This is a genomic window from Jatrophihabitans telluris (genome assembly GCF_023516435.1).
GTDB lineage: Bacteria > Actinomycetota > Actinomycetes > Mycobacteriales > Jatrophihabitantaceae > Jatrophihabitans_A > Jatrophihabitans_A telluris.
The window spans coordinates 1,160,340-1,181,591 of the sequence record NZ_CP097332.1 but is presented as its reverse complement, the minus strand read 5'-3'; the positions used below and the strand labels follow the sequence as shown (position 1 = coordinate 1,181,591).

Sequence of the window (21,252 nt, the reverse complement as noted above, 5' to 3'; positions counted from 1 at the left end):
GGATCGGGCCCATAGCGGCGCCGATGTCCGTAATCTGTGGACGTCCCGTGTCCATCGAGAAGGCAGCGATGACGTACCCGATTCCGCCGCAGCAGCAGCATCTTGCCGCGCCGCCGGCAGCACCCGCACCCGTGATCGACCCGCATCCAGCCGGAGCCGCCGACTGGACCTACACCCCGCGCCACCCGGCCGATGCGGGCAAACCCGCGCCGGCCGAGTGGGGCTGGCGCGCGGGGCTTCGTTCGCTGACGGGAGGGCTGATCACGCTCGGACCCGGCGCCGAGGAGGAACTGCACCGGGCCGGCGTGGCGCAGATCCGCTCGACGCTGCCCGGTAGCCGGACGATCGTCGTCGCCAACGAGAAGGGCGGCGCCGGCAAGACCCCGACCGCCCTGATCCTGTCCGCGCTCCTGGCCGAGTACCGCCGCGAGGCTGTCGTCGTCTGGGACGTCAACGAGCTGCGCGGAACACTCGGTCGCCGGGCCGAGATCGCCGACCCGTCGACCACGGTCACCGATCTGCTCGCGGCCGCCGGGGAACTTGCCCGACCGGACGCCGAGATCGGCGTGCTGACCTCCTACCTGCGCCGCCAACCCGAGGGAAACCTGGTGCTGGCCTCCAGCGAGGACGGCAACGCGATGCGCCAGATCGGGCACGCCGAGTGTGACGTCGTCCGCCAGCTGCTGCTGCGAAGGTTCGGAGTGGTCGTCTGCGACACCGGCAACAACGCCGCCGCGCCGAACTTCCTCTACACGGTGGACTCCGCCGACATCCTGATCATCCCGGCCGCTCCGTCGAACGTGCATCTGGAGGTGGCGCGGGCGATGCTGCGGATGCTGGACTCGCGCGAGACCACCAAACACCTCGTGGCCAAGGCCGTTCTCGTCGTCACCTCCCCGACCGGGGCCAGGCTGGACCCCGCGGAGGAACGCTGGTTCGCCGACCGGATCGGGCGAGTGGTGCATGTGCCGGCCGACCCGGTCATCGCCGAGGGAAGCAAGCTGCCCATCTCCGAGCTCTCGGCCGAATCCCGTCGGGCCTGGACCCAGGTGGCGGCCGCCGTGATCAGCGCCGCGCAGGCACCGTCTCCGCACGACCGGCCCCGGGGACGCCGCCGGGCACCCGAACCCGACGAGACCTCGCCCGCCGATCTGTACCCGGCGAGTGCTGATGGCTCAATCAGCCCGTAGGACTCACACCGGTTCGACCGTGCCCGCGGCAGCCGAACGTTGCGCGGCGGCGATGACCCGTAAACCGTCCACCGAATCTCGCGGGTCGACCGGGACCTCGCCGTCCCCAGCCATCGCCCTGGCCAACTGCCGGTAGAACTCCGTGTAGTCCCCCGGTAGCGACGGCACGGTCCGCCACTGCTGCCCGGCGCCGATCCGTCCCCAGCTCGTCTCGGGCTCGATTCCCCAGCTTTCGCCGACCTGTCCCGGACGAAGGCCCGCCAGCAGGGCGTCCTCCTGCGGGTCCATCCCGTGCTTGACGAACGCGCCGGCACTGCCGAGGATGCGGAACCGGGGGCCGGCGTCAGCGGCGACCGCGCTCATCCACAGCTGCCCTGAGATCCCACCCGCCTTGAGGTTGAGCAGCACATCGTCGTCGACCGCGCTACCCGACCGGCGCGCGCTCAACTCGGCATAGACGGTGTCCGGAACCCCGAACAGCGCGATGAACTGGTCGATCAGGTGCGCCCCGAGGTCATAGAGCAGACCGCCCGCCTCGGCCGGGTCACCCGACTCGCGCCAGTTCTCCCGAAGGTCGGGACGCCAGCGTTCGTAGCGTGATTCGAAGCGATAGACCTCACCCAACTCGCCCGAACGCAGGACCTGTCTGACGGTGGTGAAATCCGAATCGAACCGGCGGCTCTGGAAGGTGGCCAGGATCGCGCCGGTTTCCTCGGCCACGTCGACCAGCTCGCGCGCGTCGGCCACCGTGGCCGCCACTGGTTTGTCCACGACGACGTCGTGCCCAGCCCGCAGAGCCGCGATGCCGAGCGGGACGTGGCTGGAGTTCGGTGTGGCGACAACGATGAGGTCCAGGTCCTCGCGCCCGATCAGCTCGGCAGCGCTCGAGACGATGTCGGCGTCGGGGTACTCCTGCCGTGCTTGGGCAATCCGCTCCGCCGTGCCGGTGGAGATCCCGGCCACCTCGAAACCGGCCGCGCGCAGGAACGGAGCGTGAAAGATACGACCGGCGAAGCCGAAGCCCAGGACGCCGGCCCGCAGCACGGGAGTTGTCATGCCCGCAAATCTAGGACATCGGTGAGTTCAGCAGCGCGTGCAGCTCTGCCTCGGTGGTGACCGGCCGGTCGCAGACGAACCCGCGGCACACGTAGGCAGCCGAGCGGCCCTCGGGCCGTGGCCGATCGGCCAGCAGCGGGATGCCGGGTGCGTCAGGCTCCCCCTGCACCAGAACCAGACCGGGTGAGGTGCTCGCCCGCGCCAGGCCGATCAGGCCGGCCGCGCCCTCGTCGCCGCCCACGACCGCCACCTGCAGCGGGCCGGCCAGCGACGCCTCGGCCACCGCCAGTGTCCATCCGGCGAACCGGGGCTGGTTCACCGCCAGCTCGCCCGCCGCGGCGACGGCAGCGTCGGCTGCTTGCCGGTGGCGCAGGGATCCGGTCAGCGCGCTGTAGGTCAGCAACGCCCCCGCCAGCGCCGACTGCCCCCCTGGGGCGGCATTGTCCGACGGGTCCGCCGGTCGCGTGAACAGAGTCTCGGCATCATCGGCAGTATCGAAGAATCCCCCGTTGTCGTGGGCGAAATGGCGCAGCGCGACGTCGAGAAGCTCGCCCGCTGAGCGCAGCCACCGCGCAGTTCCGTCGGCCTGGTGCAGGCTCAGCAGGCCCTCGGCGAGATCACCGTAGTCCTCCGCCACCCCTGCGGCGGCACCGACGATTCCTGCTCGGGACGAGCGGCGCAGCCGCCCGTCGACCACGTGCTCGCGCAGCAGGAAGTCCGCGGCTGCCTGCGCCGCGTGAAGGTAACGGGAGGTCTTGAGCAGCGCACCGGCCTCGGCCAGCCCGGCGATCGCGAGTCCGTTCCAGGCGGTCACGACCTTGTCGTCGCGTGCCGGCTGAGGGCGATCCTCGCGCGCGAGCGCCAGACGTCGACGGATCGTGGCGAATCGGTCCGGATCGCCAGGATCGCTCGGCAGCTGCAACGTCGACCGGCCGTGCTCGAACGTGCCGCGGTCGGTAACCCCGAACCAGGCCGCCGCCTCGACGCCGTCGACTGCGCCGAGCACGGCGACGAGTTCAGCCGGGTTCCAGACGTAGGTGAGACCTTCGACGCCGTCGGTGTCGGCATCGAGCGCGGACGCGAAACCGCCCTCGGTGGTGCCCAGATCGGCGAGCAGGAAATCAGCGGTCTCGCCCACGACACGCAGCGCCAGCGCCGATCCGGTCGCCCGGTACAGGTGAAGGTAGACGCGCAGCAGCTGGGCGTTGTCGTACAACATCTTCTCGAAATGGGGCACGACCCACTCCGCGTCGACCGAGTAGCGCGCGAAACCGCCCGCGAGCTGGTCATAGATTCCGCCCCTGGCCATCGCGTCGCACGTCTGGGTCACCATGTCCAACGGGCGCTGCTCACCGGTGCGAGCGTGTTGACGCAGCAGGAACTCCAGCACCATCGAGGGTGGAAACTTGGGCGCCGAACCCAAACCGCCATGCTGGGAATCGAATTCCCGCGCCAGGACGAACTCGGCCTGGTCGAGTTCGGGAGCGGCCAGCGGTGCAGGTGACCTCGGGGCCGTCACCGACTGCAGGGCGCCGACGATCCGGGAACCGGCCTGGAGCAACTCCTCGCGACGCTCTGACCAGGCCTCGGTCACGGCGCCGAGCAGCTGCAGGAAGTTCGGCTTCGGCAGATAGGTCCCCGCGAAGAACGGCTCGCCGGAGGATGTGAGCACGCAGGTCATCGGCCAGCCCCCGTGTCCGGTCAGGGCAGTCGTGGCGCTCATGTAGATGGCGTCGACGTCCGGCCGCTCCTCACGATCCACCTTGATCGCCACGAAGCCGGCGTTCAGCACAGCCGCCACCTGATCGTCCTCGAAGGATTCATGGGCCATCACGTGACACCAGTGACAGGCCGCATACCCGACGGAGAGCAGGATCGGGACGTCCCGGCGCCGAGCCTCGGCGAAGGCCTGCTCACCCCACTCCCACCAGTCGACGGGATTGTCCTGGTGCTGCAGCAAATACGGGCTTGTCGCGCGGCCGAGTCGGTTCACCCGCTCCATGATCCTCGCCGTCTCAGGACTGGCGCTGAGGGGTCGTCGTGATACACGAGAGTGATACAGGAGTGCCGCACAGCCTAGATTCAATCGATCAAGGAGGCACCGTGGAGACAGTGAGCGCCGAAGTCGTCGTCGTGGGGTCCGGGATGGGCGGCGGCACGGTGGCCCGAGCACTGGCCGAGCGCGGGGTCGACGTCCTCATCCTCGAGCGCGGCGAGCGGTTGCCGCGCGAGCCGGAGAACTGGTTTCCCAGGGAGGTCTTCGTGCACAAGCGCTACAAGCCGAAGGAGAGCTGGCGCGACCTGCACGGCAACAGTTTCGGGCCCGGCGTCCACTACGTCGTCGGCGGCAATACCAAGGTCTACGGTGCGAGTCTGCCCCGCTTACGGGTGTCGGACTTCGAAGAGGTCCAGCATCTGGAAGGCCGGTCCCCCGCGTGGCCGTTCAGCTACGCCGACCTCGAGCAGCACTACGCCGCGGCCGAGCGGATGTACCGCGTCCACGGCACCACTGGTGAGGACCCGACCGAACCCTGGCGCAGCGCGCCCTACCCCTACCCCGCGGTGCCGCACGATCCATACGTAGCCGCGCTCGCCCAGCGGCTGCGCGACGTCGGAGTCCGGCCGTCGAGCACGTCGATGGGCATCGACCTGCGCGAGGGTGGGTCTTGCCTGCGCTGCCGCACCTGCGACGGATTCCCCTGCCGGGTGGGCGCCAAGAGCGACGCCGAAACCTGCGGAATCGACCCCGCGCTCGCGACGGGCCACGCCCGGCTGGCCACGGGCCTGCGGGTCAGGCGCCTGGAGTCCACGAGCAAGCGCGTCGTCGCCGCCCTCGCCGACGGGCCCGAGGGCCCCGTCCGGGTTCTCGGCCGCAGGTTCGTGCTGTCCGCCGGTTCGGTCAACTCCGCGGCCCTGCTGCTCGCGTCAGGCAGCGCGGAACATCCCGACGGCCTGGCCAACTCCTCAGGCTACGTCGGCCGAAACTTCATGATGCACAACAACGCCCACATCGCCGCCGTGGACCTCGACCAGCCCAATCACGCGATCTTCCAGAAGACCCTCGCCGTGACGGACTGGTACGAGGACGGAGGCGACGGGCACCCGCTCGGCAGCCTGCAACTGCTCGGCAAGGTGCAGGGCGTCATGATGAAGAGCTGGGCGACCAAGGTGCCCCTCGCGGTGTTGGACCAGCTCGCCCACCGCAGCGTGGAGTGGCTCGTCATGGCGGAGGACCTGCCCGATCCTCGGAACCGGGTGACCCTCGACGCCGACGGCACCATCCGGACCTCGCGGGTGGCCCGCGGGATGAAGCAGCACGCGATCCTGCACCGGCGTGCGCGACGGATGTTGCGCGAGGCCGGTTACAACTTCGTCGCCACCCAGCCCTTCGACATCAGCATGAACAGCCACCAGTGCGGGACCGCCGTGGCCGGCACCGACCCGACTCGCAGCGTCCTCGATCCCTGGTGCAAGGCGCACGATCTGGACAACCTCTGGGTCGTCGACGGGTCGTTCTTCCCGTCTTCGGGTGCGATGAATCCGGCGCTGACGATCGCGGCCCAGGCGCTGCGGGTCGTCGCGGAGTCCGACCTGGCCGGCTAGGTCGCCGTGGATTCGTCGCGGAATCGAGGCCGATCCGAACCTCGGCCGGGTGCGCGCCGGCTCAACCACGTGTACCAGGCTGCGAGCCCGTCGCCACGGGTGGCCGAAACCGGTAACACGGGGGCGTTGGCGTTGAGGCGGACTACGTCGCGTTCGAAGGACTGCACGTCGAAATCCACGTAGGGCAGCAGGTCGACCTTGTTCAACAGCACGACCGTCGCCGACACGAAGATGTGCGGGTACTTCAGTGGCTTGTCCGCGCCCTCGGTCACTGACACGATGACGACCCGGACATCCTCCCCCAGATCGAACAGAGCCGGGCAGACGAGATTGCCCACGTTCTCGATGAGCACGATCCCCCGTGCGGGGTCGAGGGTGCGCAAAGCCGTTTCGACCATGACCGCGTCGAGATGGCACCCGGCACCGGTGTTGATCTGCAGCACCGGGGCACCCGCGGCCCTGATTCGTTCGGCGTCGAACGTCGTCTCCTGGTCGCCTTCGATCACCGACATCGTCAGCGTGCTGCCGAGCTCACGGATCGTGCGTTCCAGCAAGGTCGTCTTACCCGACCCGGGAGAACTCATCAGATTGACCGCCATCGCGTGACGACTGTGCAGCCAGCGGCGGTTCGCTTCAGCCAGAGCATCGTTCTTGGCCAGCACCCGCTCCTCCAGCACGAGGGTCTCGGTGGTCGCAACGGTGGCCAAGTACTCATGCCCGGTGGCGAAGACGTGACCGTCATGGTCATGGTCATGGTCATGGTCATGGTCATGGCTGTGGCTGTGGCTGTGGCCGTGGCTGTGCGGCCGGCCGACCTCGATCAGCCGAGTGTTCTGGTCGTTGCCGCAGCCGCAGGTCACGCACATCTAGCGAATCACCTCCACGGACAGGACCCGCAACTCGTCTCCGGTCATCAGCGTGACGTCCGAACTACCGCAGGAGCAGAGCAGGATGTGGTCCTGCACCGTGAACTCCTCCCGGCAGGTGCGACAGCGCCCGCGGCCCGGAGGCTCGAGGATCTCCAGCTGGGCCTGCTCCAGCCCGGTGCCCACGCTCGCCAGTTCGAAACAGAAGCGCAGCGCCTCGGCCGACACACCGGACAGCTGCCCGATCTCGAGCCGGACGCTGTGCACCCTGCGCTCGCCGACCCGGTCGATGATCGTGGACAACACACTCTCGGCAATCGCGAGTTCGTGCATGATCGGGCTGCCTCCCACACCGCACAGACCGGCCCGGACGACACCCGCCACCGGCCCGGGCAGGTGCCAGCCTAGGCCGGGAATCGACAGGGTTCGTAGGGCAAAAATCGCGAAATCCGGGATTCGGTAATTGCCGCAGAAGAGACCCGCGCACCGGCGTCGAGAGGGATCTATCGTCGGATCACGGTCCGTTGGCATCACCGCGTCCGCTGGGCGCTGCGCGAACGGAGACGTCCGGACCTCATCGAATCGAAGGGCGGCCGCGATGCTCACCGAACAAGCCAAGAAGGCCGAGGACACCCTCATCCACGTGCTGTGGATCAACGCCGGGCTGAGCTGCGACGGGGACTCGGTGTCCCTGACCGCGGCAACCCAACCCAGCATCGAGGAGATCGCGCTCGGGGCCCTGCCCGGACTGCCGAAAATCGCGGTGCACTGGCCATTGATCGATTTCGAGTGCGGCCCGAACGGCGGCGCGGACGACTTCTTGGAATGGTTTTTCAAGGCCGATCGAGGCGAACTCGAACCCTTCGTCCTGGTGGTGGAGGGTTCGATCCCCAACGAACAGTTGCACGACGAGGGCTACTGGTGCGGCTTCGGCAACAACCCGGCCACCGGCCAGCCGATAACCACGAGCGAATGGCTGGACCGGCTGGCCCCGAAGGCGACCGCGGTCGTGGCGGTCGGGACCTGCGCCACCTACGGCGGCATTCACGCGATGGCCGGTAATCCGACCGGCGCCATGGGGGTGCCCGACTACCTCGGGTGGGAGTGGAAGTCCAAGGCCGGCATCCCGATCGTCTGCGTGCCGGGCTGCCCGGTGCAACCCGACAACATGTCCGAGACCCTGACGTACCTGCTGTACATGGCAACCGGCCAGGCGCCCATGATCCCGTTGGACGAGTCCCTTCGGCCGACATGGCTGTTCGGGCGCACCGTGCACGAGGGCTGCGACCGCGCCGGGTACTACGAGCAGGGCGATTTCGACAGCGAATACGGGTCGACCAAATGCATCGTCAAGCTCGGTTGCTGGGGACCGGTCGTGAAGTGCAACGTCCCCAAGCGGGGCTGGATGAACGGCATGGGCGGCTGCCCGAACGTCGGTGGCATCTGCATCGGCTGCACGATGCCTGGGTTCCCGGACAAGTTCATGCCGTTCATGGACGAGCCCCCCGGCGGGAAGTTGTCCACGAACGTGGTCGGCGTGTACGGCAGTGCGGTCCGTCGACTGCGTCAAGTCACGACCCACACCATCGAGCAGGAACCCAAGTGGCGAAAGCCCGGACGGCGACTGACCACGGGCGCCACACGAACCTGGTAGGCGCGACGCCGTCGGACCAGTATCCGATCGGCTGCTGATCATCGATAACTTCTCTCCCCACGGCACACGGAATGAGTCGGCCAATGACCGCCACCACCACGCACGAAGCCACCGACCTGGTGGACATGTCCTGGGACCCGATCACCCGAATCGTCGGCAGTCTCGGCATCTACACCAAGATCGACTTCAAGCAACGTCACGTCGTCGAATGTCACAGCACGAGCTCGATCTTCCGTGGCTACTCGATCTTCATGAAGGGCAAGGACCCCCGCGACGCGCACTTCATCACCAGCCGGATCTGTGGAATCTGCGGGGACAACCACGCCACGTGCTCCTGCTACACGCAGAACATGGCCTACGGCGTGAAACCTCCCGCGCTCGGCGAGTGGATCGTCAACCTCGGCGAAGCCGCGGAATACATGTTCGACCACAACATCTTCCAGGAGAACCTGGTCGGCGTCGACTACTGCGAGAAGATGGTCAGCGAGACCAATCCGGGCGTGCTGGAGATGGCCAACCGTACCGAGGCACCCCACGCGCAAGCGCACGGCTACCGAACCATCGGCGACATCATGCGGTCGCTGAACCCCTTCACCGGCGAGTTCTACCGGGAAGCCCTGCAGGTCAGCCGGATGACCCGCGAGATGTTCTGCCTGATGGAGGGGCGTCACGTCCACCCGTCCACCCTCTACCCCGGCGGTGTCGGCACGGTCGCGACGATCCAGCTGATGACCGACTACATGACCCGGCTGATGCGCTACATCGAGTTCATGAAGAAGGTCGTCCCGATGCACGACGACCTGTTCGACTTCTTCTACGAGGCGCTGCCGGGTTATGAGATGGTCGGCAACCGCCGCATCCTGCTGGCCTGCTGGGGATCGTTCCAGGATCCGGACCATTGCAACTTCGAGTACCGCGACATGACCGACTGGGGACGCAAGATGTACGTCACCCCCGGCATCGTCGTCGACGGCAAGCTCGTCACGGCCGACCTGGTCGAGATAAACCTCGGCATCCGGATTCTGCTCGGCTCCTCCTACTACGACGACTGGGAGGACCAGGAGATCTTCGTCGCCCGCGATCCGCTGGGCAATCCTGTCGACCGCCGCCACCCGTGGAACCAGCACACCAATCCCAAGCCGCAGAAGCGCGATCTCGACCACAAGTACAGCTGGGTGATGTCACCTCGCTGGTACGACGGCAAGGACTATCTGGCCCTGGACACCGGCGGCGGCCCGCTGGCCAGGCTGTGGGCCACCGCGCTGGCCGGACTGGTCGACATCGGCTACGTCCAGTCCACCGGCAGCAGCGTGAAGATCAACCTGCCCAAGACCGCCCTCAAGGGTCCGGTCGAGTTCGAGTGGAAAGTGCCGCAGTGGAGCAACACCCTGGAGCGCAACCGCGCCCGCACCTACTTCCAGGCCTACGCCGCCGCGGCCGCATTGCACTTCGCCGAAAAGGCCTTGGTCGAGATCCGAGCTGGGCGCACGAAGACGTGGGAGAAGTTCGAGGTACCGCAGGAGGGGATCGGCTGCGGATTCACCGAGGCCGTCCGTGGCGTCCTGTCGCACCACATGGTCATCCGGGACGGCAAGATCGCCAACTACCACCCGTACCCGCCCACGCCGTGGAACGCCAATCCCCGCGACAGCTACGGCACCCCCGGCCCGTACGAGGACGCGGTCCAGGGTCAGCCCATCTTCGAGGAGAACGATCGGGAACACTTCAAGGGCATCGACATCATGCGTACGGTCCGTAGCTTCGATCCCTGCCTGCCCTGCGGGGTGCACATGTACCTGGGCGAGGGCAAGAAGCTGGAACTGCTGCACTCACCGACACAATCAGCCGGTGCCGGGTGAGCCAGGCGGAGGCGATCGGTCCGCCCGGGATGGATTGGCGGGAGGTCGGCGATCGCATCGACCGGCTGCTCGAGGCGAGTTCGAGTGGCGGTGTCGTGGCCCGGGAGCGCGCTGAAGAACTGCTGCGGCTGGTTGCCGACCTCTACGGCGCAGGTCTGGAACGACTGCTCGACATCATGCACCAACGCGGGCATCTGGACGAGGACACGCTGCGGGAGCTGGCTGAGGACGAGCTGGTGGCCAGCCTGCTGCTCGTGCACGGCCTGCACCCGTACGGGGTCGAGGAACGGGTCTATGCAGCACTCGACAGCGTTCGGCCCTACCTCGGCTCGCACGGCGGCGATGTGGAACTGGTCGAGATCACCGATGACGGGGTGGCGAGGCTGCGCCTGCTGGGCAGCTGTGACGGCTGCCCGTCCTCGTCGGTCACCCTGAAGCTGGCGGTCGAATCGGCGATCGACGCGGCCGCCCCGGAGATCACCACGATCGAGGTCGAGACGTCCGCACCGGCACCATCCACCGGTGGCGTGATCCCGCTGACGTCACTGTTCTCGCGGGTGGCTCCGCGTGACGAGCCGGCCGAGGCGGGCTGGCAGGACGTCCCGGCGCTGATGAGCCTGCCGGCCGGCGGGGTCGCCCATGTGACCGTCGGCGGACTGCCGATCGTCGTCAGCCGAGTCGGGACCGGCCTGTTCGCCTTCGGTGACCGGTGCGCCCGGTGCCGTCAGCCGATGACCGGTGCGGTGCTGGCCCGCCAGCTGGGCGGCGCGGCCGACGAGGCCGTCCTGACCTGCCCGACGTGTCGCAGTCACTACGCCGTTCGGCGTGCCGGTGCGTGCATCGACGACGGGAACCAGAGCCTGCACCTGGACCCGCTACCGCTGCTGTCCGACGGCGTGTCTGTCTCCATCGCGATTCCCACGGCCGCGACGGCATGATCTCCAACGGAACGTCGGCCTCGCCGACCGGTACACCACTGGCCGCACTGCGACGGGTCACCCGCTCGCGGCCACCGCTGCCGCTGGGTGAACGCTGCGAGATGTGCGCCACGACAATCACCGACGGACATCCCCACGTGGTCAACCTCGACAGCCGCGCCTTGCTGTGTACCTGCCGCGCCTGCTACCTGCTGTTCACCGACGAGCGTGCCCACCTGCACTACCGGGCGGTCCCTGATCGGTACCTGTCCTTCAACGAGTTCACGCTCGACACCGGCGCCTGGGACGAGTTGCAGATCCCGGTCGGTCTGGCCTTCTTGTTCCGCAACTCCGTCCAGGATCGCACGATCGCGTTCTACCCGAGCCCGGCCGGCGCCACCGAGTCGGAGCTGCCCCTGACCGCGTGGGACCGAATCGTGCACGCCAATCCGGGGCTGGCCGAACTGCGCCCGGACGTCGAGGCCCTGCTGCTCCGACGCGCGGACAGCCCGACGGTGTCGTGCCATCTGGTTCCCATCGATGCCTGCTACGAACTCGTCGGCCGGCTGCGCCTGCTGTGGCGCGGCTTCGACGGCGGTCAGCAGGCGCACGAGGCGATCTCGGAGTTCTTCGCCATGGTCGACTCGCGGAGCCGGCCCGCCCCAGTACCGATCGCACCATGAGTACCTACACCTTCGATGTGCTCGACATCGTTGCCGAACCCTATGCGGCCGCGCCCCAGCTGACGGCCCGGCTGCGTATCACCGACAGCAGCGGGCAGCGGGTTCATGCGATGGTGCTGCGGTGTCAGGTCCGCATCGAACCGCAGCGCCGCCGCTACGACCCCGGTGAGCACGACAAGCTGAGCAGCCTGTTCGGTGGCCACGAGCGCTGGGCAGACACCCTCAAGCCCTTCCTGTGGATGCAATGCAACACCACCGTCCAAGGCTTCTCCTCAGCCACGGACGCCGAGCTGGTGCTGCCCTGCACGTACGACTTCGACGTCGTGGCCGCGCGCTACCTGCATGCGCTCGGCGCCGGAACCGTACCGCTCGCGCTGCTGTTCTCCGGCACTGTCTTCACCCGCGGCGACGGTGGATTCGGGGTGGCGCAGGTCCCGTGGGACTGCGAGGCGCGTTACGACCTGCCCGTGTCGGTATGGCAACAGATGATGACCTCCTACTTCCCGAACTCCGGCTGGATTCGCTTGGAACAGGACCTCATCGATGCCCTGGCCGAGTTCCGCGCCCGCCGCGGGCTGCTGAGTTGGGACGAGACCGTGGCCAGCTTGTTGTCCGTCCAGCGCGAGGTCCTCTCGTGAGCACCACAGCCCGCCGACAGCGCGTGCGCGAGATCGCCGATGCCGTCATGTACGAGGGCTACCTGCTTTACCCGTACCGGGCCAGTTCCGCCAAGAACCAGTCGCGCTGGCAGTTCGGCGTGCTCGGTCCGCCACACGCGTCCGGCAGCAGCTTCGGCGAGCCGCCGGACATGTCGCTGCAATGTCTGCTGCGCCCGAGATCACCGGGCGCGCGCGTGAGGATCCAGCTGCGGTTTCTGCAGCTTCAGCGCCGGCTCGTCGAGCGCATCGGCCCGCACGGCCGTTACGAGTCAGCCGACGAAGTCCAGATCGACGGCCTTCGGGTGTTGAGCTGGGACGAGGCCGTCGAGCAGGCCCTCACGCTTCCGGACTTCGACTTCAGCGACGGCGCCGAACATCTACTGGAGATCCCCGGCGGCGCGGACGAGGAAGAACTGACCGACGAGGCCGCCCGAACGGTGGGGCGGATCGTGCGCACCCGGTGGCCGCTCACGGCCAGGGTGCGAGTCCGGTCCGACGTGCAGGACGGCTACTACCGGCTGAGTGTTGCGGTGACCAACGAGTGTCCGGTTCAGGCCGAGGACAAGGACGAAGCCGTTCGGGCCTCGCTGCTCGGGGCACATCTGCTGATCGAGGCCGAGGACGCCGGGTTCATCTCGCTGCTGGAGCCGCCGGCCGAGGCGGCGGCCCCCGCCGAGCGGTGCCGCCAGCATCGTTGCTTCCCCGTCCTGGCCGGGGACCCGGGTGACGACGATCTGCTCCTGGGCGCGCCGATCATCCTCTACGACTACCCGCAGATCGCCGAGCAGAGCCCGGGTGCCCTGTTCGACGCCACCGAGATCGACGAGATCCTCACTCTGAGGGTCATGACGATGACCGATCAGGAGAAGGCCGAAGCGTGTGCGACCGATCCGCTGGCCCGCGCCATCATCGACCGCTGCGACCGATTGCCGCCGGAAGAACTGCAGAATCTGCACGGCATGCTGCGTGATCCCGCCCTGGACGACGCGACCGGCGCCGGGCACCGCGATCTGCGCAACGCCGAGCCGCCCAGCTTCGATCCGGGCGAGGCCGCGTGGTGGGATCCGGCTGCCGACGCGGCCGTTCGACCCGAGGTCGACGCCGTTGTCATCGACGGGGTCAGCGTGTGCCGGGGCAGCATCGTCCGAGTTCACCCGAGCCGCCGGGCCGACGCCCAAGACCTGTTCTTCGCTGGGCAGTTGGCGCAGGTCAACGCGGTGGTCGGCGACGTGGACGGTGACGTCCACGTGGCGTTGGTGCTGCTGGACGATCCCGCGATCGAGCTGCACGAGTGGTACGGCCGCTACTTCTACTTCGCCCCGGACGAACTGGAACCAGTGGCTGCGGCCGGTGAGATGCACAACCGAGAGGAGAGTCGATCATGAAAGCTCTGGGCAGGCTGACCAGCCTCGTGATCATGGCGGTCGGCGCCGCCGCCGTCGTGGCGGGCTTGCAGTCGATCCCCGATATCAAGCGCTACCTGAAGATGCGCTCCATGCGCTCGATCTGAGATGAGCGATCGAGTTCTGGTCGCCGGAATCGGCAACATCTTCCTCGGTGACGACGGGTTCGGTCCCGAGGTGGTACGCCGTCTGGCCGAGGCGGACGAACTGCCGCCGGACGTAGCGGTGATCGACTACGGTATTCGCGGTCTGCACCTGGCCTATGACCTGCTCGAGGGGTATCGAGCCCTGGTCCTCGTCGACGCGCTCGCTGTCCCGGGGCCGGCGGGCCAGGTGATCGTGCTCGACGTGGGCTCGGACTCGGCCGACTCCGTGCTGCCGACCGGTTTCGATCCGCACGGCATGGCCCCGGTCGCCGTCCTGGCCGAGGTCAGAAGATTGGGCGGCACCGTGCCGGCGACCTACGTGGTCGGGTGCGGGCCGGAAACCGTCGGCGAGGGCATCGGACTGAGCGATACCGTCGCCGCGGCGGTCCCGACCGCAATGGATGCCGTACGAACTCTGCTCCGTGAACGGGTGGCGAGCTGAGATGTGCCTGGGGATTCCTGGCCGGATCGTCCGAGTACTCGACGGCAACGCGGGTCAGCTCGCCCTCGTCGATGTCCTGGGTGCGCAACGCCCGGTAAACCTCGGGATGTTGGAAGATCCCGCGGTCGAGCCCGGGACGTGGGTACTGATTCACATGGGCTTCGCTCTGGAACGTATCGACGAGGCCGGCGCGGACAAGGCCATGGCCGGCCTGCGGATGATGGGATCGGACCCCGAGCCCACCCCTGCGCACCTCAGACTGGTCGGCGGGGCGGACGCTCAGGTACGAACTCCCCCAGGATGAGCGAGGCCGAAGGGGAACCCGGCGCCGAAGCGGGAACGGGCACCGAGGCGGGGTCCGGCTCCCAGCGATGGGGATCATCGGTCAGCCCGAGCAGGTAGGTGACGGTGCAGTCGAGTGCCGTGGCCAGCTCGGGCAATTTGGCCACGTCGAGTCCCGCGCCGTGCTCCAGGCTGGACAGGGCCCGGTTGGTGGTTTGCAGGCCACATCGAGCGAGCCGGGTCACGATCTGCTTCTGGGTGAGCCCGAGATCGTCGCGTCGTTGACGCAGACGCTGGCTGATCAGATAGTGCCGACCGGCGGCCGTCGCCGACTGCTGGGCCTCGCTCATGAACCCTCCTTGAGCCGGGCCATCTCGGCCAGCGGGTAGATGTCGTAGCGGGCGAAGTTGAAGATCGGTGCTCGGGCGAGCAGCAGCTCGAACTGCTCGTGCGACTCGACCTCGTAGATCCATGCTCCGCCGTGCGCTCCGACCACGTGATACCGCGACACCACGCGGCCCTCGTCCTCCAGGGCCGCACCGTAGTCACTCATCCGCGCGACCGCCTGCGCCATCTCGCGCGACAGCAGCGACAGTTCGAGCTTCCACAGCACCAGAAATCTCATGCCGCCCCCTGTCGCTCTCGGGCCAGGCGCGAGTTGGTGACCCGCAGCTGCCAGCCCGTCCGCCGCTCCAGCTCGGCCCGCTCGGGTTCGGTCAGCCGGTCACACGCCCAGTTCCAGTGCAGCGCGAGCCATTGGCCCGGCGCCGGATCGGCCACGAAGCCGCGTCCGCGCACCCGGTAAGGGACCCGTTCGAGTGCTGCCCGTGCCAGCCCCAGTCGTTCACCGTCCCACGTCAGCCGACGGCAGCGTACGACCACGTCCTGCTGCTCGACCTCGACAACCTGTCCCCAGCGAATCCGGCAGTTGTCGAGCACCCGCAACGGCTGACCTCCCGCGCCGAGCAGGCGCGACCAGGGATAGATACCGAAAACGTGGAACCCGTGCGTCGCTTGGACCTCCGCAAGCAGATCCTCCGACAGATGCTGCCAGTACGAGCTGGTGCACCCGCCCAGTGTGTCCAGGAGCCGGCGAGCGAATTCCGGGCCGTCGATGCGGTCGAGCACCGACCCGCCCGTCCAGTACGCGCGCACCACCCGGGCGTCCAGCGGATCGTCGATACCCGCGAGTTCGGCCAGCAGGCAAAGGTAGGGCCACGCCCCGGAGAACCCTCGCGCCAGCCGCAGCACGTCGACCTCGCTGGATCCCTCGGCGGCGAGTTCGAACAGCGCCGCGGATTCGGCTGGACCGCAATAGCCGAGATCGTTGGGCGCGTACGCGAAGCGTGCGAACATCCGCTCGCCCGCACTGGCCTGCCGCACGATCGCGCTCCTCACCTCGACGTCACCTGAGCGTCAGCAGATCCGGGGCAGTTGCTCGCCGATCGGCACGTCCACCACCCGGGTACCGCCGAAGGTCGTCGTCGCCACCACCATGGCGCGATGTTCGTCGACGCACTCCCCGATCACCGTTGCCTGCTCCCCGAGCGGATGAGCGCGCATCGCCGCCAGCACCGCTTCGGCCTGCTCCCGCGGAACGAAGGCCAGCAGTTTGCCCTCGTTGGCCACGTAGAGCGGATCCAAGCCGAGCAGTGCGCAAGCGTTGCGCACCTCCGGGGGAACCGGGAGCGCCTTCTCGGTCAGCCGCACCCCGACACGCGCCGCCGAGGCGATCTCGTTCAGCGAGGTGGCCACACCACCACGAGTGGGATCACGCAGCACGTGGATGTCCGCCGTGACTGCGAGCATCGCCGCCACCAACGGGTACAGGCAGGCGGTGTCGGTCCTGATCTCCGTCCCGAACTCCAGCCCCTCCCGGACGCTCATGATGGCGATACCGTGCACCCCGATCGCGCCGCTGACGATGATGACGTCACCGACGGCGGCCCGCTGCGGCCGGATGTCGACGCCGTCGGGGATGAGGCCGACGCCGGCCGTATTCACGTACACCTGATCGCCGTGCCCGGCGTCCACGACCTTGGTGTCACCGGTGACGATCGCGACTCCGGCTCGCCGCGCCGCCGCGCCCATGTCTTCGGCAATTCGGCCCAGCACGGAGAGTTCGGTCCCCTCCTCGAGAATGAATCCGCAGGACAAGTGGCTGGGCATCGCCCCGCTCATCGCGATGTCGTTCGCGGTTCCGTTGACGGCGAGATCCCCGATCGATCCACCCGGGAAGAACAGCGGCCGAACCACGAATGTGTCGGTGGAGAAGGCCAATCGGGCTCCGCCCAGTTCGAACACGGCCGAGTCGGCGGTGCCTGCATCGCCCTGAGAACCGAACGCCGGGACGAACAGGTGCTGGACGAGTTCAGCCGACAGCTGCCCCCCGCCACCGTGGCCCATCACGATCGTCGGGCTGTCGCGCAGAGGCACCGGGCAGGACCAGCCGTCGAAGTCCAGCACGGGTGTCGATTCAGCCAATGGAAGCCACCTCCCGCCGTCCGTCCGGCCGCGGGGTGGACTCCAGCCTGCGGTACAGGTAGTACGCGGCGCAGGCTCCCTCGTTGGACACCATGGTCGCCCCGAGCGGATTGCGCGGCGTACACGTCGTGCCGAACGCAGCACACTGGTGCGGCTTGATGAAGCCCTGAAGCACCTCACCACTGCGGCACAGGGTGGATTCCTCGGTGTCGATATCGCTGACCTGGAACCGGTACTCGGCGTCGAAGGCCCGGTACTTCGGTGACAGCCGCCAGCCGCTGCCAGGAATCACCCCGATGCCGCGCCAGCCCCGGTCGGTGATCTCGAAGACGTCGTCGAGCAGTCGCCGGGCGGCCGGATTTCCCGCCGCCGGGGCAGCGCGCAGGTAGGCGTTGTCCAGCTCCGCGGTGCCGGCTTCGAGCTGATGCACGGTGCGACGGATACCTTCCAGAATGTCGAGCGGCTCGAAACCGGTGACCACGATCGGAACCGAGAACTTCTCGACCAGACCGGGGTATTCCGACGTTCCCATCACGCTGCAGACATGCCCGGCGGCCAGGAACGCCTGCACCCGGCAGGTCGGCGAACTCATGATCGCCTCGATGGCTGGGGGGACCCGCACGTGCGAGACCAGCATGCTGAAGTTGGGAATGTTCAACTGTGCGGCCTGGTAAACCGTCATCGCGTTCGGTGGTGCGGTGGTTTCGAAGCCGATACCGAAGAACACCACCTGCCGGTCGGGGTTGTCCCGCGCGACCCTCAGCGCGTCCAGCGGCGAGTAGACGACCCGCACGTCGCCGCCCTCGCTCTTGATCCGGAACAGGTCCTGGTGGCTGCCGGGCACCCGGAGCATGTCGCCGAAGGAACAGAAGATCACCTCCGGTCGCGCGGCGATCGCCAGTGCCTTGTCGATCAATTCCAGCGGCGTCACGCACACGGGGCAGCCCGGGCCGTGGATCATCTCCACCAGCTCGGGAATCAGCTGGTCGATCCCGTGACGGATGATGGAGTGCGTCTGGCCGCCGCACACCTCCATGATCGCCCAGGGCCGGGTGACCGTGGCGTGGATGTCATCGAGCAGGCGCTTGGCCAGCTCGGGATCGTTGAACTCGTCGATGTACTTCACGGTCGGACCTCCTGGCCCGAATCCTTGGCCGCACGTGCCCACGGATCACCGAATTCCATCTCGATCTCCCCCATCCGCTGGAACAGCGCCAGCGTCTCCAGCGCCGAGTGCTCGTCCAGTTGCTGTAGTGCGAATCCCACGTGGACGACCGCGTAGTCATCGACCTCGATGTTCGGTACGAACTGCAGACACACCTCCTTGACCACTCCGCCGAAGTCGACGAAGGCCATCCGGGTGCCGTCCTTGTCCCAGATCTCTAGGACCTTGCCAGGCACTGCGAGGCACATGGTGATCTCCTTTTGTCAGTCGTCAGCGCGGCCCTCAGTGGTCGTGATCCCGTGGGATGAGCTATCGCGACGCGCGGCGACCGCGATCTGTCCGAGCGCGATACCGGCATCACTCGGGGGCACCAGCCGATGGCGCAACACACGGAACCCACGTTGCTGCAGGCCTTTCACGCACAACGTTGTGAGGGCGGCATTCAGAAACACACCGCCCGACAGCGCGACCGTGTCCAGGCCTCGGCGAGCTCGCACGTGTTCGGCCAGGTCCAGGACGAGGCCGGCGACGGCGAGGTGGAACCGGGCCGCGATCCGCGCGGCGCCGACCCCGGCCAGCACGTCGGCCACCACCGCGGCCAGCACCGGCGCCGGATCGGCCAGCAAACCCTCGACGCCGCTGACCACCGAGAACGCATAGGGATCAGGACACCCGTCGATCGCGGGGCGCGCGGCCGCCTCGAACAGCATCGCGGCCTCGGCTTCGTAGTCGATCCGGTGGCACACCCCGGCCAGCGAGGACACCGCGTCGAACAGCCGTCCCATGCTCGATGTCGGGCTGCAGCCGAGCCCGGTTCGCACCTGCCGCTCCAGCACGGTCAACTCCTCAGGACGACAGGCCGCGACGCTCGGGATCGCGGGATCCCAGCCGATGCGGGCGGAGTGCAGGTGCGACAAGGCCATCCGGCAGGGGTTTCGCACCGCGGCGTCCCCACCGGGGAGTCGGACGTAGCGCAGGTGCCCGATCCGTTCGAAGGCGTCGTAGTCGGCGACGAGGACCTCACCGCCCCACACCGCGCCATCGTTGCCGTAGCCCGTTCCGTCGAAGGCGAAACCCACGACGGGCTCGCCCGGTGGGTGGCCGTTCTCGGCCATCGCGGCGGCGACGTGGGCGTGATGGTGCTGGACGAGACCGAGCTGCGGGTGTGCTCCCTGCTCGGCGGGCCCCCGGTGCAGGGGGCTCGGCGATCGAGTCGCGCGCCTGGCCCAGGCTGTACTGCGATAACCGGGATGCCGGTCGGCCACGACCAGTTCGGGACGCACCGAGGTGATCGTCGCTAGTTGCTCGACCGCGGCGTCGAATGCCTGCAGGGTGGCCCAGTCGTCCATGTCCCCGACGTGCGCTGACATCCAGGCGTAGTGGCCCTCGGCCAGGCAGAACGTGTTCTTCAGGTCTCCCCCCACCGCCAGCGCCGGCCGTACCGCGAAGGGCAGCGAGATCGGCATCGGCGCGAAACCGCGCGAGCGCCGTACCGGCAACTCGATCCCGCCGGCCATCCGCACGACCGAGTCGTCGCAGGGAATCCGGATCGGCCGGTCGTGAACGAGCCACGCGTCTACGAGGGCCACGAGTCGCTCGCGGGCGGCACCGTCGTCGATGACGATCGGCTCCCCGGCAAGGTTGCCGCTCGTCATCACCAGGACCCGCGGGGACGGCTGGTCACCGGATAGCCCGAAGAGCAGGTGGTGCAGCCCGGTGTAGGCCAGCATGACGCCCAGTTCCGTCCGGCCGGGCGCGACCGAGGCGCTCACGGCCGGGGCGCCGGGCGGGCGCTGTCTGCGCTGGTCGAGCAGCACGACCGGACGACGATGATCAGCGAGCAACCCAGCCTCGGCCGGTGAGACGTGGACGATCTGCCGGGCGGTGGGCAGATCGGCAACCATGACGGCGAACGGCTTGTCACCCCGTCCCTTTCGCTTGCGCAGTGTGGCCACGGCCTGCTCGGCCGAGGCGTCACAGGCGAGGTGGTAGCCCCCGATTCCCTTCACGGCCAGCACCGCTCCGGCACTGAGCAGCCGGCGGCTCTCGGCCACTGCGTCCTGGCCCGTCACGTCGGCGAGGCCGGGACGTACCAGCGAGAGCACCGGACCGCACTGCGGGCACGCGATGGTCTGCGCGTGGAACCGGCGGTCGCCGGGCTCGGCGTACGCGGCGGAACAGGGCGCACACAGCGGCAGGTCGGCCATCGTCGTGTTCGGCCGGTCGTAGGGGAGGCCGCGAACGACGGTGAACCGGGGACCGCAGTTTGTGCAGCTGACGAAGGGGTGTCGGTAATAGCGGCTGGCCGGATCGGCCAACTCGGACAGACAGTCCGGACAGGTGGCGATGTCCGGGGAGACGAGGGTGCGCCCCGGGGGAGCGGAGTCCGACAGCCCGATCTCGAACTCACTACCGCCCCGAACCTCGACCTCGGTCACGTCGATCGCGACGATCCGGGCCATCGACGGCGCTCGCGGGCGCAATGAGGCGACGAACGCCTCCAAGGCCGGCGTCGGCCCCTCGACCTCAACCTCGACACCGTCGGAGCAGTTGTGGACCTGTCCGCTCAGACCTGCTTCGCGGGCGAGCGCATAGACGAACGGTCTGAAGCCGACACCTTGGACGAGTCCGTGCACGACCACCCGTCGCCGGTGACGATCGCGCTCGGTCAGCACCCTGTCACCACCCCGTGTGCGCGCCGCCCGCACCCGACTCATCGGTCCGGCGGCGCCGTCTAGGCAGGGGTCGAATCGATCGAGCCCGACACGCGGCGCGATCCTCTCAGACGAACACCCTGAAGCTACCCCCGTCGGGTTTCCTACGCATCAGAAAGTCGATAGTTC

22 protein-coding genes are annotated in these 21,252 nt (G+C 68.1%); 11 read left to right on the top strand and 11 right to left on the bottom strand.

Annotated elements, in window-relative coordinates:
• Window positions 1-47 precede the first annotated feature (47 nt).
• The gene (locus M6D93_RS05635; RefSeq protein ID WP_249773385.1) at window positions 48-1,190 is read left to right on the top strand and encodes a MinD/ParA family ATP-binding protein; all 1,143 of its coding nucleotides are present in this window, start codon (window positions 48-50) and stop codon (window positions 1,188-1,190) included.
• Window positions 1,191-1,193: 3 nt separating this feature from the next.
• Here M6D93_RS05635 and M6D93_RS05630 read toward each other — a convergent pair whose 3' ends face one another.
• Complete coding sequence (locus M6D93_RS05630; RefSeq protein ID WP_249773384.1) at window positions 1,194-2,246, bottom strand: Gfo/Idh/MocA family oxidoreductase; 1,053 nt, start codon at window positions 2,244-2,246, stop codon at window positions 1,194-1,196.
• Window positions 2,247-2,256: 10 nt separating this feature from the next.
• Window positions 2,257-4,248 (bottom strand): thioredoxin domain-containing protein, encoded by a 1,992-nt coding sequence (locus M6D93_RS05625; RefSeq protein WP_430667208.1) that lies wholly within the window; start codon window positions 4,246-4,248, stop codon window positions 2,257-2,259.
• Window positions 4,249-4,349: 101 nt separating this feature from the next.
• Between M6D93_RS05625 and M6D93_RS05620 the strand changes: the two genes are divergently transcribed.
• Complete coding sequence (locus M6D93_RS05620) at window positions 4,350-5,849, top strand: GMC oxidoreductase (RefSeq protein ID WP_249773382.1); 1,500 nt, start codon at window positions 4,350-4,352, stop codon at window positions 5,847-5,849.
• Here the strand turns inward: M6D93_RS05620 and hypB are convergent.
• Window positions 5,846-6,715, bottom strand: a complete 870-nt coding sequence (hypB, locus tag M6D93_RS05615) for a hydrogenase nickel incorporation protein HypB (protein WP_249773381.1) — start codon at window positions 6,713-6,715, stop codon at window positions 5,846-5,848. The two genes, M6D93_RS05620 and hypB, sit on opposite strands and share 4 nt — an antisense overlap.
• Window positions 6,716-7,048 carry a hydrogenase maturation nickel metallochaperone HypA/HybF gene (locus tag M6D93_RS05610; RefSeq protein ID WP_249773380.1) on the bottom strand — a complete coding sequence of 111 codons (333 nt, stop codon included), beginning with the start codon at window positions 7,046-7,048 and terminating at the stop codon, window positions 6,716-6,718.
• A gap of 265 nt (window positions 7,049-7,313) precedes the next feature.
• Here M6D93_RS05610 and M6D93_RS05605 point away from each other — a divergent pair, with 265 nt between their 5' ends.
• The 9 genes from M6D93_RS05605 to M6D93_RS05570 all read left to right on the top strand — a co-directional run bounded on the left by M6D93_RS05605 (window position 7,314) and on the right by M6D93_RS05570 (window position 14,782).
• A complete protein-coding gene (locus M6D93_RS05605; RefSeq protein ID WP_249773379.1) occupies window positions 7,314-8,369 on the top strand; it encodes an NADH-quinone oxidoreductase subunit B family protein in 1,056 nt (351 codons plus the stop codon).
• 83 nt (window positions 8,370-8,452) lie between these two features.
• Window positions 8,453-10,228 carry a nickel-dependent hydrogenase large subunit gene (locus tag M6D93_RS05600; RefSeq protein WP_249773378.1) on the top strand — a complete coding sequence of 592 codons (1,776 nt, stop codon included), beginning with the start codon at window positions 8,453-8,455 and terminating at the stop codon, window positions 10,226-10,228.
• A 29-nt stretch (window positions 10,229-10,257) separates the two neighbouring features.
• The gene (locus M6D93_RS05595; protein WP_347343551.1) at window positions 10,258-11,166 is read left to right on the top strand and encodes a NifU family protein; all 909 of its coding nucleotides are present in this window, start codon (window positions 10,258-10,260) and stop codon (window positions 11,164-11,166) included.
• Window positions 11,163-11,828, top strand: a complete 666-nt coding sequence (locus M6D93_RS05590) for a DUF5947 family protein (RefSeq protein WP_249773376.1) — start codon at window positions 11,163-11,165, stop codon at window positions 11,826-11,828. The genes M6D93_RS05595 and M6D93_RS05590 overlap by 4 nt, the downstream gene beginning before the upstream one ends.
• Complete coding sequence (locus M6D93_RS05585; protein WP_249773375.1) at window positions 11,825-12,466, top strand: DUF6084 family protein; 642 nt, start codon at window positions 11,825-11,827, stop codon at window positions 12,464-12,466. Before M6D93_RS05590 ends, M6D93_RS05585 begins: the two co-directional genes overlap by 4 nt.
• On the top strand, window positions 12,463-13,872 hold the full coding sequence (locus M6D93_RS05580; protein WP_249773374.1) for a hypothetical protein: 1,410 nt from the start codon (window positions 12,463-12,465) through the stop codon (window positions 13,870-13,872). The genes M6D93_RS05585 and M6D93_RS05580 overlap by 4 nt, the downstream gene beginning before the upstream one ends.
• Complete coding sequence (locus M6D93_RS19335) at window positions 13,869-13,997, top strand: DUF6893 family small protein (protein ID WP_283818642.1); 129 nt, start codon at window positions 13,869-13,871, stop codon at window positions 13,995-13,997. The genes M6D93_RS05580 and M6D93_RS19335 overlap by 4 nt, the downstream gene beginning before the upstream one ends.
• A gap of 1 nt (window position 13,998) precedes the next feature.
• On the top strand, window positions 13,999-14,478 hold the full coding sequence (locus M6D93_RS05575) for a hydrogenase maturation protease (protein WP_249773373.1): 480 nt from the start codon (window positions 13,999-14,001) through the stop codon (window positions 14,476-14,478).
• A gap of 1 nt (window position 14,479) precedes the next feature.
• Window positions 14,480-14,782, top strand: a complete 303-nt coding sequence (locus M6D93_RS05570; RefSeq protein WP_347343549.1) for a HypC/HybG/HupF family hydrogenase formation chaperone — start codon at window positions 14,480-14,482, stop codon at window positions 14,780-14,782.
• Here the strand turns inward: M6D93_RS05570 and M6D93_RS05565 are convergent.
• From M6D93_RS05565 to hypF, 7 genes are read right to left on the bottom strand one after another with little or no spacing between them, the layout of a single operon-like run.
• Window positions 14,733-15,110 carry a helix-turn-helix domain-containing protein gene (locus M6D93_RS05565; RefSeq protein ID WP_249773371.1) on the bottom strand — a complete coding sequence of 126 codons (378 nt, stop codon included), beginning with the start codon at window positions 15,108-15,110 and terminating at the stop codon, window positions 14,733-14,735. The genes M6D93_RS05570 and M6D93_RS05565 overlap by 50 nt on opposite strands.
• The gene (locus M6D93_RS05560; protein WP_249773370.1) at window positions 15,107-15,385 is read right to left on the bottom strand and encodes a muconolactone Delta-isomerase family protein; all 279 of its coding nucleotides are present in this window, start codon (window positions 15,383-15,385) and stop codon (window positions 15,107-15,109) included. Before M6D93_RS05560 ends, M6D93_RS05565 begins: the two co-directional genes overlap by 4 nt.
• Window positions 15,382-16,158 carry a DUF6390 family protein gene (locus M6D93_RS05555; RefSeq protein ID WP_249773369.1) on the bottom strand — a complete coding sequence of 259 codons (777 nt, stop codon included), beginning with the start codon at window positions 16,156-16,158 and terminating at the stop codon, window positions 15,382-15,384. The genes M6D93_RS05560 and M6D93_RS05555 overlap by 4 nt, the downstream gene beginning before the upstream one ends.
• Before the next feature lie 18 nt (window positions 16,159-16,176).
• The gene (gene hypE, locus M6D93_RS05550) at window positions 16,177-17,244 is read right to left on the bottom strand and encodes a hydrogenase expression/formation protein HypE (protein WP_249773368.1); all 1,068 of its coding nucleotides are present in this window, start codon (window positions 17,242-17,244) and stop codon (window positions 16,177-16,179) included.
• Complete coding sequence (gene hypD / locus M6D93_RS05545) at window positions 17,237-18,370, bottom strand: hydrogenase formation protein HypD (RefSeq protein ID WP_249773367.1); 1,134 nt, start codon at window positions 18,368-18,370, stop codon at window positions 17,237-17,239. Before hypD ends, hypE begins: the two co-directional genes overlap by 8 nt.
• The gene (locus M6D93_RS05540) at window positions 18,367-18,657 is read right to left on the bottom strand and encodes a HypC/HybG/HupF family hydrogenase formation chaperone (protein ID WP_249773366.1); all 291 of its coding nucleotides are present in this window, start codon (window positions 18,655-18,657) and stop codon (window positions 18,367-18,369) included. Before M6D93_RS05540 ends, hypD begins: the two co-directional genes overlap by 4 nt.
• Before the next feature lie 15 nt (window positions 18,658-18,672).
• The gene (hypF, locus tag M6D93_RS05535) at window positions 18,673-21,126 is read right to left on the bottom strand and encodes a carbamoyltransferase HypF (RefSeq protein ID WP_430667207.1); all 2,454 of its coding nucleotides are present in this window, start codon (window positions 21,124-21,126) and stop codon (window positions 18,673-18,675) included.
• Window positions 21,127-21,252: the final 126 nt, after the last annotated feature.

What these genes read in the sequence shown, in the direction of transcription:
- M6D93_RS05565 (WP_249773371.1), bottom strand. Translation starts at nt 15,110, where the DNA reads ATGAGCGAGGCCCAGCAGTCGGCGACGGCCGCCGGTCGGCACTATCTG.
- M6D93_RS05625 (WP_430667208.1), bottom strand. Translation starts at nt 4,248, where the DNA reads ATGGAGCGGGTGAACCGACTCGGCCGCGCGACAAGCCCGTATTTGCTG.
- M6D93_RS05540 (WP_249773366.1), bottom strand. Translation starts at nt 18,657, where the DNA reads ATGTGCCTCGCAGTGCCTGGCAAGGTCCTAGAGATCTGGGACAAGGAC.
- M6D93_RS05570 (WP_347343549.1), top strand. Translation starts at nt 14,480, where the DNA reads ATGTGCCTGGGGATTCCTGGCCGGATCGTCCGAGTACTCGACGGCAAC.
- M6D93_RS05600 (WP_249773378.1), top strand. Translation starts at nt 8,453, where the DNA reads ATGACCGCCACCACCACGCACGAAGCCACCGACCTGGTGGACATGTCC.
- M6D93_RS05560 (WP_249773370.1), bottom strand. Translation starts at nt 15,385, where the DNA reads ATGAGATTTCTGGTGCTGTGGAAGCTCGAACTGTCGCTGCTGTCGCGC.
- M6D93_RS05575 (WP_249773373.1), top strand. Translation starts at nt 13,999, where the DNA reads ATGAGCGATCGAGTTCTGGTCGCCGGAATCGGCAACATCTTCCTCGGT.
- hypF (WP_430667207.1), bottom strand. Translation starts at nt 21,126, where the DNA reads ATGAGTCGGGTGCGGGCGGCGCGCACACGGGGTGGTGACAGGGTGCTG.
- M6D93_RS05590 (WP_249773376.1), top strand. Translation starts at nt 11,163, where the DNA reads ATGATCTCCAACGGAACGTCGGCCTCGCCGACCGGTACACCACTGGCC.
- M6D93_RS05630 (WP_249773384.1), bottom strand. Translation starts at nt 2,246, where the DNA reads ATGACAACTCCCGTGCTGCGGGCCGGCGTCCTGGGCTTCGGCTTCGCC.
- M6D93_RS05595 (WP_347343551.1), top strand. Translation starts at nt 10,258, where the DNA reads ATGGATTGGCGGGAGGTCGGCGATCGCATCGACCGGCTGCTCGAGGCG.
- M6D93_RS05605 (WP_249773379.1), top strand. Translation starts at nt 7,314, where the DNA reads ATGCTCACCGAACAAGCCAAGAAGGCCGAGGACACCCTCATCCACGTG.
- M6D93_RS19335 (WP_283818642.1), top strand. Translation starts at nt 13,869, where the DNA reads ATGAAAGCTCTGGGCAGGCTGACCAGCCTCGTGATCATGGCGGTCGGC.
- hypB (WP_249773381.1), bottom strand. Translation starts at nt 6,715, where the DNA reads ATGTGCGTGACCTGCGGCTGCGGCAACGACCAGAACACTCGGCTGATC.
- M6D93_RS05610 (WP_249773380.1), bottom strand. Translation starts at nt 7,048, where the DNA reads ATGCACGAACTCGCGATTGCCGAGAGTGTGTTGTCCACGATCATCGAC.
- M6D93_RS05585 (WP_249773375.1), top strand. Translation starts at nt 11,825, where the DNA reads ATGAGTACCTACACCTTCGATGTGCTCGACATCGTTGCCGAACCCTAT.